The sequence below is a fragment of the Bradyrhizobium sp. LLZ17 genome, assembly GCF_041200145.1.
Classification (GTDB): Bacteria; Pseudomonadota; Alphaproteobacteria; order Rhizobiales; family Xanthobacteraceae; genus Bradyrhizobium.
This window is the reverse complement of record NZ_CP165734.1, coordinates 5,741,496-5,756,466: the sequence shown is the minus strand read 5'-3', so window position 1 is coordinate 5,756,466 and position 14,971 is coordinate 5,741,496. Positions and strand designations below refer to the sequence as shown.

At 64.9% G+C, this 14,971-nt stretch carries 15 protein-coding genes; 7 read left to right on the top strand and 8 right to left on the bottom strand.

What is annotated here, in order from left to right:
* Positions 1-99: 99 nt before the first annotated feature.
* Positions 100-1,107: an SIS domain-containing protein gene (locus AB8Z38_RS27615; RefSeq protein ID WP_369720853.1), complete on the top strand. Its 1,008-nt coding sequence runs from the start codon at positions 100-102 to the stop codon at positions 1,105-1,107.
* A gap of 168 nt (positions 1,108-1,275) precedes the next feature.
* Here AB8Z38_RS27615 and AB8Z38_RS27610 read toward each other — a convergent pair whose 3' ends face one another.
* The 4 genes from AB8Z38_RS27610 to hemH all read right to left on the bottom strand — a co-directional run bounded on the left by AB8Z38_RS27610 (position 1,276) and on the right by hemH (position 4,971).
* A complete protein-coding gene (locus AB8Z38_RS27610; RefSeq protein ID WP_369720852.1) occupies positions 1,276-1,719 on the bottom strand; it encodes an NfeD family protein in 444 nt (147 codons plus the stop codon).
* A gap of 22 nt (positions 1,720-1,741) precedes the next feature.
* Entirely contained in the window at positions 1,742-2,737 is a 996-nt protein-coding gene (locus AB8Z38_RS27605) for an SPFH domain-containing protein (RefSeq protein ID WP_369720851.1), read from the bottom strand.
* A gap of 208 nt (positions 2,738-2,945) precedes the next feature.
* Positions 2,946-3,923, bottom strand: coding sequence for an ABC transporter substrate-binding protein (locus AB8Z38_RS27600; RefSeq protein ID WP_369720850.1), 978 nt, complete (start codon positions 3,921-3,923; stop codon positions 2,946-2,948).
* 10 nt (positions 3,924-3,933) lie between these two features.
* On the bottom strand, positions 3,934-4,971 hold the full coding sequence (hemH, locus tag AB8Z38_RS27595) for a ferrochelatase (RefSeq protein ID WP_369720849.1): 1,038 nt from the start codon (positions 4,969-4,971) through the stop codon (positions 3,934-3,936).
* Between the two features lie 80 nt (positions 4,972-5,051).
* Between hemH and AB8Z38_RS27590 the strand changes: the two genes are divergently transcribed.
* Entirely contained in the window at positions 5,052-5,450 is a 399-nt protein-coding gene (locus AB8Z38_RS27590) for an MAPEG family protein (protein ID WP_369720848.1), read from the top strand.
* A 165-nt stretch (positions 5,451-5,615) separates the two neighbouring features.
* On the opposite strand, the gene AB8Z38_RS27585 is transcribed toward AB8Z38_RS27590, so the two are convergent.
* Genes AB8Z38_RS27585 through AB8Z38_RS27575 form a run of 3 tightly spaced genes read right to left on the bottom strand, consistent with a single transcriptional unit; the run spans position 5,616 to position 9,441 of the window.
* The gene (locus tag AB8Z38_RS27585; RefSeq protein ID WP_369720847.1) at positions 5,616-6,725 is read right to left on the bottom strand and encodes a nickel/cobalt transporter; all 1,110 of its coding nucleotides are present in this window, start codon (positions 6,723-6,725) and stop codon (positions 5,616-5,618) included.
* On the bottom strand, positions 6,722-7,354 hold the full coding sequence (locus tag AB8Z38_RS27580; protein WP_369720846.1) for a DUF1007 family protein: 633 nt from the start codon (positions 7,352-7,354) through the stop codon (positions 6,722-6,724). The genes AB8Z38_RS27585 and AB8Z38_RS27580 overlap by 4 nt, the downstream gene beginning before the upstream one ends.
* A 5-nt stretch (positions 7,355-7,359) precedes the next feature.
* On the bottom strand, positions 7,360-9,441 hold the full coding sequence (locus AB8Z38_RS27575) for a M3 family metallopeptidase (protein ID WP_369720845.1): 2,082 nt from the start codon (positions 9,439-9,441) through the stop codon (positions 7,360-7,362).
* A gap of 136 nt (positions 9,442-9,577) precedes the next feature.
* Here AB8Z38_RS27575 and AB8Z38_RS27570 point away from each other — a divergent pair, with 136 nt between their 5' ends.
* The 5 genes from AB8Z38_RS27570 to AB8Z38_RS27550 all read left to right on the top strand — a co-directional run bounded on the left by AB8Z38_RS27570 (position 9,578) and on the right by AB8Z38_RS27550 (position 14,384).
* Complete coding sequence (locus AB8Z38_RS27570) at positions 9,578-9,832, top strand: hypothetical protein (protein WP_369720844.1); 255 nt, start codon at positions 9,578-9,580, stop codon at positions 9,830-9,832.
* A 673-nt stretch (positions 9,833-10,505) separates the two neighbouring features.
* Positions 10,506-11,648, top strand: a complete 1,143-nt coding sequence (locus AB8Z38_RS27565; protein WP_369720843.1) for a type III PLP-dependent enzyme — start codon at positions 10,506-10,508, stop codon at positions 11,646-11,648.
* Between the two features lie 133 nt (positions 11,649-11,781).
* Entirely contained in the window at positions 11,782-12,369 is a 588-nt protein-coding gene (locus tag AB8Z38_RS27560) for a GNAT family N-acetyltransferase (RefSeq protein ID WP_369720842.1), read from the top strand.
* A 134-nt stretch (positions 12,370-12,503) separates the two neighbouring features.
* Complete coding sequence (locus AB8Z38_RS27555; RefSeq protein ID WP_369720841.1) at positions 12,504-12,893, top strand: RidA family protein; 390 nt, start codon at positions 12,504-12,506, stop codon at positions 12,891-12,893.
* A 48-nt stretch (positions 12,894-12,941) separates the two neighbouring features.
* The gene (locus AB8Z38_RS27550) at positions 12,942-14,384 is read left to right on the top strand and encodes a homospermidine synthase (RefSeq protein ID WP_369720840.1); all 1,443 of its coding nucleotides are present in this window, start codon (positions 12,942-12,944) and stop codon (positions 14,382-14,384) included.
* Positions 14,385-14,556: 172 nt separating this feature from the next.
* On the opposite strand, the gene AB8Z38_RS27545 is transcribed toward AB8Z38_RS27550, so the two are convergent.
* Complete coding sequence (locus tag AB8Z38_RS27545; protein WP_369726624.1) at positions 14,557-14,889, bottom strand: hypothetical protein; 333 nt, start codon at positions 14,887-14,889, stop codon at positions 14,557-14,559.
* Positions 14,890-14,971: the final 82 nt, after the last annotated feature.

The following is a 14,971-nucleotide window of genomic DNA, read 5'->3' as shown; positions in this document are numbered from 1 at the left end:
AATTATGGTTAATGACCCGTTGCGGGTCCTGGGTCGCGCGTCGCCTCGTCGGTTTGGGCGTGCTAAAGCAAGCGCCAATTGACCTCCCTGGATCAGAGCATGCCGAGTTCGAAACCGCTGATGACCCAATCATCCGGCCCCACCCCCACAAGCGTCGAATCCGCGCTCCGCACGCTGGAGACTGAGAGCGGCGGCATCAACGCGCTCGCAGCTGCGCTGCGCGGCCCGCTCGGCGAGAGCTTTGCCAACGCGGTCGACCTGATCCGGCAGGCGAAGGGCCGCGTCATCGTCACCGGGCTCGGCAAGTCCGGCCACATGGCGCGCAAGCTCGCGGCGACGCTGGCCTCGACCGGCACGCCCGCCTTCTTCGTGCACGCCGCCGAAGCCGGCCATGGCGATCTCGGCATGATCACGACAGACGACGTGATCATGGCGCTGTCCTGGTCCGGCGAGCAGCCGGAGATGAAGAACCTCGTGAATTATTCGGCGCGGTTCGCGATCCCCATGATCGCGGTGACCTCGAACGCCGCCTCCTCGCTCGGCCAGGCCGCCGACATCGTGATCGAGCTGCCGAAGGCGCGCGAGGCCTGTCCGCACAATCTGGCGCCGACCACCTCGACGCTGATGCAGGCGGCGATCGGCGACGCCATCGCCATCGCGCTGCTCGAAGGCCGCGGCTTCACCGCGCTGGAGTTCGCGCATTTCCACCCCGGCGGGAAGTTAGGGGCGATGCTGAAATTCGTCCGCGACTACATGCGCACCGGCGCGGAGATCCCGGTCAAGCCGGTCGGCACCAAGATGTCGGATGCGGTGATGGAGATGTCCGCCAAGGGCCTGGGCTGCGTCTGCATCGTCAACAATGCGAACGAAGCCATCGGCATCATCACCGATGGCGATCTGCGCCGCCACATGCGGCCCGATCTTCTGACGGCGTCCGTTGACGACATCATGACGAAGCAGCCCAAGACCGTGCCGCCCTCGATGCTCGCGACCGAGATGATCGAGGTGCTCAACGCACGCAAGATCACGACGCTGGTCGTGACCGAGGCGAACAAGGTGGTCGGCATCGTGCATCTGCACGATCTGTTGCGGGCGGGTGTGGCCTGATCGTCATCCCGGGGCATCGCGAAGCGATGAGCCCGGGATCTCGAGATCCCGGGTTCACGCTTCGCGTGCCCCGGAATGACAGTGAGGGTGTGGCGCGCCCGCTCCACCGTCATTGCGAGCCACCGGGTCCGCGCAAAGCGCGGCCCGATGGCTCGCAATGACGGCGGACTACGCCGCCGCGACCGTCAGATCTGCACCGTCCACCTGCACCACCTTCACCCTCGTCCCGGCCGGTGTATCCGGACCCGCGACACGCCACACGGTGTCGCCGATGCGCACGGTGCCGTTGCCGTCGATGATCGGTTTCTCCAGCGTGAACTCGCGGCCCAACAACGCCTCGGTGCGCTTGTTGAGGAATGGGCTCGTGCTTGCGTCCGTCCGTCCGCGCGCCAGCCGGCGCCACACCGGCACGGCGGCGGCTGCGAACACCGCGAACATCACAAGCTGGATCTGCCAGGACATGACAAAGGCGAACGAGATCAGGCCGACCAGCAGGGCCGCAAGCCCCAGCCAGAACAGGAACACGCCAGGCGCCAGCACCTCCAGCGCCATCAGGACGAAGCCGAAGACCAACCAGTTCCAGGTGCCGAGCGATACGAACATGTCGGTCATGACACGACCTCTTTGAAGAGCGTTACCGCGGCGGCACCGTCGGCGGCGTGCCGCTGACCGGCGGCACCGAACCGCGGCGGGCTGCCGCTGTCGCGGACGCAGCGCTTTCGCCGAACGTCGCCTTGGCGATCTCGCCGATACCGGCGAGCGAGCCCAGCAGGCTCACGGCCTCTATCGGCAGCATGATGATCTTCTGGTTCGGCGCATCCGCAAACTGGCCGAACGCCTTGATATATTTGTCGGCGATGAAGTAGTTCAGCGCAGCCACGTCGCCCTTGGCGATGGCTTCGCTGACCATCTGGGTTGCCTTGGCCTCGGCCTCGGCGGAGCGTTCACGGGCCTCGGCGTCGCGAAACGCGGCTTCCTTGCGGCCTTCCGCCTGGAGGATCTGCCCCTGCTTGGCGCCCTCGGCGCGCAGGATTTCAGACTGGCGCTGGCCTTCGGCCTGGAGAATGTCGGCGCGCTTGACGCGCTCCGCCTTCATCTGCCGGCCCATCGCCTCGACCAGATCGGCCGGCGGCACGATGTCCTTGATCTCGATGCGGTTGACCTTGAGCCCCCAGGGCGAGACCGCGGCATCGACCACGCGCAGCAGGCGCTCGTTGATCTCGTCGCGATGCGACAGCACCTGGTCGAGGTCCATCGAGCCCATCACCGATCGGATATTGGTCATGGTCAGCACGATGATCGCCTGGGTCAGGTTGGCGACCTCATAGCTCGCCTTGGCGGCGTCGAACACCTGGAAGAAGGCGACGCCGTCGACCGTCACGGTGGCGTTGTCCTTGGTGATCACTTCCTGTTCGGGAATATTGATCACCTGCTCCATCATGTTCATCTTGCGCCCGACCCGATCGAAATAGGGCACGATCAGGTTCAGTCCCGGTGCCAGCGTGCGGGTGTATTTGCCGAAGCGTTCGATGGTCCAGTCAAACCCCTGCGGCACCGTCTTGACGCCGGCGAACAGCGTGATGATGACGAGCAGTACCAGGACAATCGCGAAAATATCGAAACCGCTCATATTTCCTCCAAGGCGGGAAAAAGACCCTTCCCGCGCTGTCATTGGTCGGGATCACGACCCTACCGGTTCAGCGGCCGCTCTTCACGTCGGCATCCACGCCATTCTGCACAAGACGCCACGGGAAGAAACGGCCACGATTATGTATTTGCGAAGCGCTCTTGAAAGCATGAAGGCGCAGACCTAGCGGCAAAGGTTAATAAACTCGCTGCTATTCAATGACCTCGTTCGCGGTCGCGAGCAGGTTTGGGGACAGCGTGACACCAAGCTCCCTGGCTGTCTTGAGGTTGATCGCCAGCTCGAACTTGGTGGGATTCTGGACCGGGAGGTCGGCGGCTTCCGCGCCCCTGAGGATGCGGTCGATATAGGACGCGGCGCGGCGCAGCTGCTCGGCGCTGTCCGTGCTGTAGGACATCAGCCCGCCCTCGTCGACGAAGCTGCGACTCCAGAACACCGCGGGCACGTGCGCCTCGCTGATCGCCGCGAGCAGATTGGCGCGGTTGGCCATGGTGAAGAAGTCCGGCAAGATCAGGAAGCCGCCGTCTTTGCGTGAGGCCAGCGCCGCGATACCTGCGGCATCGTGGACCGGCGCGGGCTCGATCGTCACGTGAAGCGTCCGCGCGGCGTCCTCAATCGTGCGCAGCATGAGGGGCGCGAACGGTGCGGTGGCGGGATTGTAGACGATGACAACGCGGGACACTTTCGGCGAGATCTGCGTCAGCATCTCCAGCCATTTGCCGGCGAGCGGACCGTCGTAGTCGGTGAAGCCGGTGATGTTGCCGCCGGGATGAGCGAGGGTTTCGACAAAGCCCTGGCTGACGGGATCGGTGACCACGGCGAACACGATCGGGGTCGTCGCGGTACGCCGGCGCAGCTCTTCGACCGAGGGCGTACCGACCGCGAGCAGGATGTCGGGCTTGAGCGCGATCAGCTCATCGGCAAGCCCTGAAATCCGCGCCCGGTCGCCGGCGCCGCTGCGCCAATCGATCGTGAGGTTGCCGTTCTCCTTCCAGCCGTCGGCCGCGAGCGCCTCGACCAGGATGGCGCTGCGCGTCTGCCCGATCACGTCATCGGCGGCGGTGACCGAGAGCACACCGAGCCGACGTTGCGCGGTCGGCTGCTGCGCCAGCACTGAGACCGGCCACGCCGCAATGGTCCCAAGAAGCGCCAGACAGTCGCGGCGGTTCACGGAGCCCTCCCTAAACCCAGCCCTGAAGCTCGCGCAAAACCAGCGTACGGATCACGTCCATGCCGGGCCCGCTGTCGTTGAGGCAGGGGATCGCGGAAAACTGCTGGCCGCCGTTATGCTTGAAAATCTCGGCATTCTCCTGCGCGATCTCCTCCAGCGTCTCCAGGCAGTCGGCGGAAAATCCCGGCGTCACCACCGCGATGCGACGCACGCCCTCTTTCGCGAGGCGCTCCATCGTCTTGTCGGTGTAGGGCTGCAGCCATTCGGCATTGCCAAAGCGCGACTGGAAGGTCAGCAGCAGTTGCGTCTCGTCCATCCCGAGCCGGCGGCGCAGCGCCTCGGTGGTGGCGACGCAGTGACCCAGATAGGGATCGCCCTGCTCGACATAGGATTTCGGCATGCCGTGAAAGGAGGCGACGATCAGCTCCGGCTTGAACGGCAGCGACGCCAGATGCGCCTCGACCGAGGTCGCGAGCGCCTCGATATACGCCTCGTCCTCGTAGTAAGGCGGCGTCACCCGCAACGTCGGCTGCGCCCGCAGGCGCGCGAGCACACGGTACACTTCGTCGCAGACGGTCGCCGAGGTCGGTGCGGAATATTGCGGATAGAGCGGCACGGCCAGAATGCGTTCGCATCCCTTCGCGATCAGCGCGTCGATGCCGGCCTTGATCGACGGATTGCCGTAGCGCATGGCCCAATCCACCACGACATGGGAGCGATCCGACAGCGCAGCAGCGAGCTTGTCACGCTGCGACCGCGTAATCGTCTTGAGCGGCGACTCGTTCTTCTCGGTGTTCCATATCTTCCGGTAATCGAGCGCCTTGGTCCGGGGACGGCTGCGCAGGATGATGCCGTTCAGCACCAGCTGCCAGATCAGGCCCTGGTCCTCGATGACGCGGGGATCGGATAGGAATTCCTTGAGGTAGACCCGCACGCCGGGCGCATCGGCGGTATCGGGCGTGCCGAGATTGACCAGGAGCACGCCGACGCGCGGCAAGGCGGCTTGCACCGCCGGCTTCGCAGTCTCGAGGGGGACTATTGTCGTCATGCTCTGTTGCGTCGCGCGTTGCTCGGAACTTGTCAAGATTGGGCCGGTTTCGCTAGGGTCGGCGTGGAGGGGGAGGAACCATGACGCTGGCGGAATGGTGCGTATTTGGGGCGCTGCTGCTCTATCTCTTGACGATCGTCTCGATCAAATGGATCAGGTTTCGCGGCTTCGACAATTCGCGGCCGCGCGATCCCGCCTTCTACGAGGACGCGATCGCGCAGCGCGCGCTCGGCGCGCACCAGAACGGCATCGAGACCTTCCCGTTCTTCACCTTCGCGGTGCTGCTTGCCGAATTCCGCGACTCGCCGCAGCGGCTGATCGACGAGCTCGCCGTGCTGTTCCTGATCGTGCGGGTCGCCTACGTGCTGACCTATCTCGGCAACCGCCCGACGCTGCGCTCGATCCTGTGGAGCATCGGCTTTGCGATCAATCTCGGGATCTTCTTCATGCCGATGTTGAAGCGGTTCTTGCCGGTGTGACTCTTTTTTCCTTCTCCCCTTGTGGGAGAAGGTGGCGCGAAGCGCCGGATGAGGGGTTCGATCCGCGAGCACAGCTGCAAGAGAATCGCCCGCGGAGACAACCCCTCACCCGTCTCGCCGCTACGCGGCGAGCCACCCTCTCCCACAAGGGGAGAGGGGAAGAGCTCAAAAACACGTCGTCCGCTCGGCCGCGATGTAGCCGAACAGCAGCCCCGCACCGAACAGCAGCACGAGCCCGGCGGCTGCGAATTCGACGCCACGCATGAACAGCGCGCCGCCGCCGTCGCGGCCCGCGCTGAGGCGGCCGGCGATGGTCTTGGCGGAAACGGCGACGACCGCGATGGCCGCGACCGTGATCGCCGTGCCCAACCCCATCAGCAGGGTGGCGGCGATGCCGGCCCAGAACAGGCCCTGGGCGAGCGCGAACACCAGCACCAGGATCGCGCCCGAGCAGGGGCGGATGCCGACCGTGAGGATCGCACCGAAGCCACGACGCCAGCCGCCGGGCCCGGCAAGCTCGCTCGGCGCGGGGCCATGGGAATGGCCGCAATGCTCGTCGTGGACGTGGGCGTGCCCGTGATGGGCGTTGGCATGATGGGTGTGGGCGTGACCATGGCCGTGATCGTCATGCGCATCATGATGATGGTGATGACCGTGATCATGCTCATGCGGCACGCCCGCGATCGCCGGCACCGGCTGAGACGCCTGGAGCGCGCGGATGAAGGTGCCGCCCTTGACCCAGACCAGCCGCAGGCCGAACAGCGCGATCAGGCCGTAGCTTGCGATCTCGATCGCGCCTTCCGCCTTGCACATGGTTTTCGCGGTCGCGTTCAGCACCCAGGCCGAGATGCCGACGATCAGGATCGCCACCAGCGACTGCATCAGGGCCGAGGCAAACGACAGCGCGATGCCGCGCCGCGCGGTCTCGCGATTGGCGACGAGATAGGAGGCGATCACCGCCTTGCCGTGGCCGGGACCGGCGGCATGGAAGATGCCGTACGCAAACGAGATGAAGAGCAGCGTCCACACCGCCGAGCCGTCGGATTTGGCGGCGCGGATGGTCGCCGACATCTGGCGATAGAATTCCGACTGCTTTGCCAATAGCCAGCCAACGATGCCGCTGGCCTCTGGCTGAGCCGCCTGCGTCGGCCGCGGCGCGCCAAACGGATTTTGCGCGAGCAGGTCGTGAAGCGCCGCATCAGCCAGGCCGACCACGACGACAGCTGCGGCGCAGGCGAGCAGGCCGCGTGCAAACGGAGAGAGTTGCGGTCTCAAGGGCAATCCACCGTGATCTTGTTGGCGAACATCATGCCGAAATTGGCATTCGGGCCGTCCATGAAGGTCTGCTCGTTGAGCTTCTGCGCGGTCGCGGTGCCGTCGCTCGGACGCTCCAGCTTCATCTGGCAGCCCGCGGGCGCGCCGACCAGCTTGACCGGATTGTCCTTGGCCATCTGGAAGTCGATGAAGAAGGAGCGGTCGAACACTTCCAGCATCAGCTGCTTCGGCTTGACCGGCGTCTTCAGCGGCAAAGTGAAGTGCAGGGTCAGCACCGTATCCTTGTAGTCGAGGAAATAGTCGACCGGCTCGTTGAAGCGCTCCTTCTTGCCGTCGGCGCGCGCAAAGGTGAAGTAGGCGTATTCCTTCAGCGACTCGACGTTGGTCTGCGCCAGCGGCCCGAGCTCCTCGCGCGTGTAGGCGCCCTTGGTCTTGCTCTCGAGCCCCTGCACTGCATAGGCCGAGAACATGTCGTCAAAGGTCCAGGCGTGGCGCACGCCGGTGATCGAGCCATCCTCGGCGTACAGCAATTCGCTGGTCGCGGTGATCCAGACATGCGGATGCGCGCTCGCCGCGCCTGATGCGAACATCAGGGCAGTGGCAAGAAGCCATCCCAGCAGAGCGCGCATGCCCGTCAGGCCGCCTTGGGAGCGTCGAGCAGGCCGCGACGGCGCAGCAGCGCGTCCGGCTCCGGCGGACGGCCGCGGAAGGCCTCGTAGGCGGCTTCCGGATCGACCGATCCGCCGCTCGAATAGATGTCGTCGTGCAGGCGTTTCGCGACCGCCGGATCGAAGATGTTGCCGGCCTCCTCGAACGCGCCGAAGGCGTCGGCGTCCATCACCTCCGACCACATGTAGCTGTAATAGCCCGCGGCATAATGGTCGCCGGAGAAGATGTGGCCGAACTGCGTGGGCCGGTGGCGCAGCGAGATCTCCTCGGGCATACCGATCTTCTCCAGCTCGCGTCTCTCGAAGGCGCGCACGTCCGCGGCTGCCGCGGCCGGCTGGGTGTGGAATTCGAGGTCGATCAGCGCCGAGGAGACGAACTCGACGGTGGCGAAGCCCTGGTTGAATTTGCGCGCGGCGAGGAACCGTTGCAGCAAGTCGTCCGGCAAGGGTTCGCCGGTCTGGTAATGCTTTGCGAACTGCTGGAGCACCTCGGGGCGTTCCTGCCAATGCTCGTAGAGCTGGGAGGGCAGCTCGACGAAATCGGTGAACACGGAGGTGCCCGACAGCGACGGATAGATCACATTGGAGAGCATGCCGTGCAGCCCGTGGCCGAACTCGTGGAACAGGGTGCGGGCGTCGTCTGGCGACAGCAGCGAGGGCTCGCCGCCGGCGCCCTTGGCGAAGTTGCAGACATTGATGATCAAGGGCGCGATCTCGCCGTCGAGCTTTTGCTGGTCGCGCAACGAGGTCATCCAGGCGCCTGAGCGCTTCGAGGACCGGGCATAGTAATCGCCGTAGAACAGCGCCTTGTGCTTGCCGTCCGGGCCCCTCACCTCCCAGACCCGGACGTCAGGATGCCAGACCGGAACGTCCTTGCGCTCCTCGAAGGTGATGCCGAACAGGCGCGTGGCGCAGTCGAAGGCGGCGGCGATCATGTGGTCGAGCGTGAGATACGGCTTGATCGCGGCGTCGTCGAAATTGGCGCGCTGCAGGCGGAGCTTTTCGGCGTAGAAGCGCCAGTCCCAGGGCGCGAGCTTGAAATTGCCGCCCTCGGTCGTGATCAGCGCCTGCATCTCGTCACGATCGGCCAGCGCCCGGGCGCGGGCCGGCTTCCAGACCCGCTCGAGCAGGCCCCGCACCGCCTCCGGCGTCTTGGCCATGGAATCCTCGAGCCGGTAGGCGGCAAAAGTCGGGTAACCCAGCAGCGTGGCGCTCTCCTCGCGCAGCTTCAGGATCTCGACGATGGTTCCGTTGTTGTCGTTGGAATTGCCGTTGTCGCCGCGCGCCGTGAAAGCCTTGTAGACCTTCTCGCGCAGGTCGCGCCGGGCCGAGCTCTTCAGGAACGGCTCGACCGAGGAGCGCGACAGGGTGACGATAGCCTTGCCGGGCAGGCCGTGCTCTTCAGCCGCGGCCTTGGCAGCCGCGACGAAACTTTCCGGCAGGCCCTGACGATCGGCATCGCCGAGCTCCATGAACCAGTCCTGCTCGTCGCCGAGCAGATGATGGCTGAAGCCGGTGCCGAGCTGGGCGAGCTGCTCGTTGATCTCGGCCATGCGCTTCTTGGCCTCTTCGGACAGACCGGCACCCGAGCGGTGGAAGCGGGTGTAGGTGCGCTCCAGAAGGCGGAGCTGCTCGGGGTCGAGGCCGAGATTGGCGCGGTTCTCATGCAGCTGAGCGATGCGGCCAAACAGCACGGCATTCATCGTGATCGGATTCCAATGCCGTGCCATCCGCAAGGAGACCTCCTTGTCGATCTCCAGGATGGCCGGGTTGGAATGCGCCGAGACCAGGTCGTAGAAGACGGAAGCGACCTTGTTCAGAAGCTTGCCGGAGCGCTCCAGCGCCGTGATGGTGTTGGCGAAGTCGGGCGCGGCGGGATCATTGGTGATGGCCGCGATCTCCGCGGAATGATCGGCGAAGGCCTGCTCGAACGCCGGCAGGAAGTGCTCCGGCTGGATCTCGTGGAACGGCGGGGTCGCAAACGGCGTCACCCAGGCCTTCAGCAGGGGGTTGGTCTCGGAGTCCGTAGTTTGGCGGGTTTCTGACATCGTTCGTCCCGTTTTCGAGGCTCGATTGTTGGGCCGAGCTATAGCACGCCATAGGGCTTTTTTGGGCCATTTGGCCTTGCTCCGGACCGCCTTTTCGAGGAGATTGCGGCCCTCGCAGACACGGACCCCACAGCACATGAACGCGCCTTCCTCATCCTCCCGTCAGATCGTCTGGCCGAACGTCATCACCGTCGTCAGCGCCGCCATCCTGATCGGCGCTGAGGTGTTCGGCGCGGCGTTTGCCGGCGGCTGGGCACTCGCAGTTCTGACCGGACTCGGCGAGCAGGGCGCGCACATCCTTCAGGCCGCGCTATTTGCACTGGGCGTGCTCGTGATGACTGCCTTCATCCGCGCGGCTCGGCGCGTCGAGCCCTTCACGAAGCGCGGCTGACGCCTCTCGCGCGCGAGAGACACGCGCACTGCGCACAAAGCTTAACGCGCGTTCATCTTCAGCATCGCTCGCGCGACACTGCGCAAGCAGATGTTAGGCAATTCTGTTCGCAGCCTAAAAAATCTCTTGCGAACCAGAGTCAAAACACTTATGTGCGGACTTGCCCAATTTCGCACGTGCCTGTGGTCGTGTGTCAGTCGGTAGGTATCCGGACAAGAGGCCGGACAGCCGCCAAGGGGTGAAGAAGCCGAGGGGCTCTTCGGAAGTGTGGAAGTCGGAAGGCTCATAGCCGGAAGACGAAAGCAAACCCGGAGCGTCCAGCATCTCTCTCAAGAGATGCCTTGTCGAAGGTGACTTCACTCTTTGCAACCGTGACTGGCAGCCGGAGGCGAACCGGCGCACCCCGCTCTCAACGGGGGACGCGACTTAAAGCAACGACGGATCGGGCTTTTTTGGTCTCTACCGGCAGTCCAACGCCGGCGCGGGCTACTGAAAAGGCTTGTCCTTCATTGCCAGGTGTGCGGGCGGGAAAATTCCCAACCAATCCACGGCAGCACAGTCTGGTTTGAGTCTTTGGCTTGTCGCGCCTCCATCGCGCGATCTGGCCGGAGCGCTCTTATCTGACGTCATTTTTTGAACGGATCCCCGTCGCTGGGCCGTTTGGGAGAGTGCTATGACCGAACGTATTCAGGAATTCCTGCGCAACCGCCGCAGCGAGGGCCGGGACACCGAGCCCTGCCTCGTGGTCGATCTCGAAGTCGTGCGCGACAATTACCAGACCTTTGCCAAGGCGCTGCCCGACAGCCGCGTGTTCTATGCCGTCAAGGCGAACCCGGCGCCGGAAGTGCTGGCGCTGCTCGCGTCCATGGGTTCCTGCTTCGACACCGCGACGGTTGCCGAGATCGAGATGGCGCTGGCCGCCGGTGCGACGGCCGACCGCATCTCGTTCGGCAACACGATCAAGAAGGAGCGCGACATCGCGCGCGCCTTCGCGCTCGGCATTCGGCTGTTCGCGGTCGACTGCACCGCCGAGGTGGAGAAGGTCGCCCGTGCCGCTCCCGGCGCGAAGGTGTTTTGCCGCATTCTCTATGACTGCGCCGGCGCCGAATGGCCGCTGTCGCGGAAGTTCGGCTGCGACCCGGAAATGGCCGTCGAGGTGCTCGACGTCGCCAAGCGCCTGGGCCTGGAGCCGTGCGGCATCTCGTTCCATGTCGGCTCGCAGCAGCGCAAGGTGAAGGCGTGGGACCGTGCGCTGGCGATGGCCTCGCAGGTGTTCCGCGACTGCGCCGAGCGCGGCATCAACCTGAGCATGGTCAACATGGGTGGCGGCTTCCCGACCAAGTACCTGAAGGACGTGCCGCCGGTGGTGACCTACGGCCGCTCGATCTTCCGGGCGCTGCGCAAGCACTTCGGCAACCAGATCCCGGAGACCATCATCGAGCCCGGCCGCGGCATGGTGGGCAACGCCGGCATCATCGAGTCCGAGGTCGTGCTGATCTCGAAGAAGAGCGACGAGGACGAGGTGCGCTGGGTGTACCTGGACATCGGCAAGTTCGGTGGTCTCGCCGAGACCATGGACGAGTCGATCCGTTACGCCATCCGCACCCCGCATGACGGGGCCGACATGACGCCGTGCGTGCTCGCCGGACCCACCTGCGACAGCGCCGACGTGCTGTATGAGAAGAACCCGTATCCGCTTCCGGTGACGCTGGAGATCGGCGACAAGCTGCTGATCGAAGGCACCGGAGCCTATACGTCGACCTACTCGGCGGTGGCGTTCAACGGCATCCCGCCGCTGAAGACGTACCACATCTAAGCAGCCTCTCTCTCGAGGCCCGACGAACCCGGGAGCCGGTCCGCCGGCTCCCTTCCCTGACATCCTGATTTCTGACGACGCCTTGGACCGGCGTGCTTTTGGCACGCAGGTCTCAAGCGGGGACTGACGCGCCATGACTGCTCTTCGGAAGCCACAGATCGCCGCCACTTCGAAAACCGCTCCGTTCGCGATCCGCAACGAGCGTGCTGCCGACGTCGCCGCCCGTGAAGCGCTGCTCGATGCCAGCTTTGGCGAGAACCGCCATGGCCGCACCTGCCAGCGCCTGCGCGACGGACGCGCACCCGCTGCCGGCCTCGCGCTGGCCGCGGTGCACGAGGGGACACTCGTGGGAACCGTGCGGCTGTGGCACGTCAGCGCCGGAGGCAGGCCCGCTCTGGTCCTCGGACCGCTGGCGGTGGACCCTACTTGCCGCGAGCTCGGGATCGGCGCCGCGCTGATGCAACAAGCGCTGGCCGCCGCCCGGGCACGCGGACATGCCGCCGTGGTCCTGCTCGGCGATGCCTCCTATTACGCCCGCTTCGGCTTCTCGCCCGAGAAGACCGGCGCGCTGGTGCTGCCCGGCCCATTCGAGCGCGACCGCCTGCTGGCGATCGAATTCCAGGCCGGTGCGCTGGATGGCGCCGAGGGGATGATCGTCCCGACCGGCGCGGCCTTGCCCAAACGGAGGGTAGTTCGCGCCCTCCAGGCGCACGCGGCCTAAGGGATTGCCATGATGGCGACGACCAGAGCCGCATCGAGCCGCGATGCTCGCGCGTGCCTATTCCTTTGGGGTTGCGCGCGCCCCGGAAACGCCCTTTAACCCGCGAAACAGCCCTTCAGTCGAGGCCGAAACCGATGTCCCGTCGCCTGATCTCCACTGGCTCTCCCTTTGAGAAGACCGCCGGCTACAGCCGCGCCGTGATCGACGGCGAGTTCGCGTTCGTCGCAGGAACCACCGGCTATGACTACACTACGATGACGATGCCGGCCGATGTCACCAGCCAGTCACGCAACTGCTTCAAGACCATCGAAGCTGCCCTGAAGGAGGGCGGATTCGAGATGGCCGACATCGTCCGCGTGACCTACTACCTCACCGACGCCAATGACGCAGACGCGCACTTCGCGGTCTGCGGCGAAGTCCTTGGCGCGATCCGTCCGGCGGCAACGCTTCTGGTCGTCTCGGCGCTCTACAAGCCCGAGATGAAAGTCGAGATCGAAGCGACCGCCAAGCGCCGCAGCGCCTGATCCATCCCTCACAACTTGTCCGCCAGCACGTTCCGGAGAAACCATCCCATGAGCCCCGCCTCGCAGATCTACGCGAAGATCACTGGTCCCATCGTCATGGTCGGCTTCGGCTCCATCGGCAAAGGCACGTTGCCGCTGATAGAGCGGCATCTCGACTACGACAAGTCGCGCGTCACCGTGATCGATCCCAAGGACGAGGGCCGCAAGGCGCATTGCGAGAAGCACAATGTCCGCTTCATCCAGAAGGGCGTGACCAAGGACAATTATCGCGAGTTGCTGACCCCGCTGCTCACTGAAGGCGGAGGCCAGGGTTTTTGCGTCAATCTCTCGGTCGACACCGGCTCCACCGACATCATGGAGCTCTGCAACGAGCTTGGCGCTCTCTATATCGACACCGTCAACGAGCCTTGGCTCGGCTTCTATTTCGATTCCTCGAAGGGCCCGGAAGCGCGCTCCAACTACGCCCTTCGCGAAGCGACGCTGGCCGCCAAGAAGGCGCGCCCGGCGGGCTCGACAACGGCCGTGTCGTGCTGTGGCGCCAACCCCGGCATGGTCTCCTTTTTCGTCAAGCAGGCGCTGCTCAATGTCGCCGCTGATCTGAAGCTCAACGCTCCCAAGCCGAAGACCAAGGCGGAATGGGCCGACTTGATGCGGCAGGCCGGCATCAAAGGCATCCACATCGCCGAACGCGACACCCAGCGCTCCAAAAAGCCGAAAGAGCCGGATGTCTTCGTCAACACCTGGTCGGTGGAAGGTTTCCTGTCCGAAGGCGTGCAGCCCTCCGAACTGGGTTGGGGCACCCACGAAAAATGGATGCCCGAGAATGCCCGGACCCACGAAGCCGGCTGCGGCGCCGCCATCTATCTGATGCAGCCCGGCGCCAACACGCGCGTGCGCACATGGTGCCCGACCCGGGGCGCGCAGTACGGCTTCCTCGTCACCCACAACGAGTCGATCTCGATCGCCGATTATTTCACGGTACGCGACGGATCGGGCACGGCGGTCTATCGGCCGACCTGCCACTATGCCTATCATCCGGCCGACGATGCCGTGCTGTCGCTGCATGAAATGTTCGGCCGCGCTGCGAAGATGCAGGAAAAGCACCACATCCTCGACGAGAACGAGATCGTCGACGGCATCGACGAGCTCGGCGTGCTGCTGTTCGGCCACGACAACAACGCCTACTGGTACGGCTCGCAGCTCTCGATCGAGGAGACTCGCAAGCTCGCGCCCTATCAGAACGCCACCGGCCTGCAAGTGACCTCCGCCGTGCTCGGCGGCATGGTCTGGGCGCTGGAAAACCCCAACGAAGGCATCGTCGAAGCCGACGAGATGGATTTCGATCGCCTGCTGGAAATCCAGCTGCCCTATCTCGGCCCGGTGAAGGGTTTTTATACCGACTGGACGCCGCTGACGGATCGTCCGGGGCTGTTCCCGGAGGACATCGATACCAGCGATCCCTGGCAGTTCCGGAATATTCTGGTGCGGTGACGACGCGGACTTAATGCTCGTCATTCCGGGGGCCAGCCCAACACTCCGCTGTCATGCTCCGCGAAGGCGGGGCATCCAGTACGCCGCGGCCTCTCCGTATCCACGCATGGTCGCTGGAATACTGGATCGTCCGCTTTCGCGGACGATGACACCAATTGCATGGTGACCGCTTCTACTTCTCCTTGATCGGCGGCGCGATCTTCTCCGCGGGCGCCTGCGGCAGCACCGGTTTGGTGGCCGCGCCCTGGGTCTGCGGATCGGGGCGCGCGGGCTCCGGCGCCGGGGTGGTCGGGCGCTCACCGCCGGGTTTTGATTCCGCCGGCGTCCTGGTCTGATTGTCCGAGGGCGTGCCCTGGAGCGGCTGCGTCCCCTGCGCCAGTTCCATCCGGCGTTCGGCCCGGATTTGTGCCAGCGACAGGCCCGAGATCACGACGCCAGCCATAAACAGCGAGCAGGCGATCAACACGTCTCGTGTCAGTTTGCCCTTTTGGTTTTTGCCGGCCATCTCGATCACCGCCTTTGTCCGCGGGATCAACGAATTTGCCCGACAGCGGTTCCGTGCCCGACAAGACGGGAACCGCACGCTT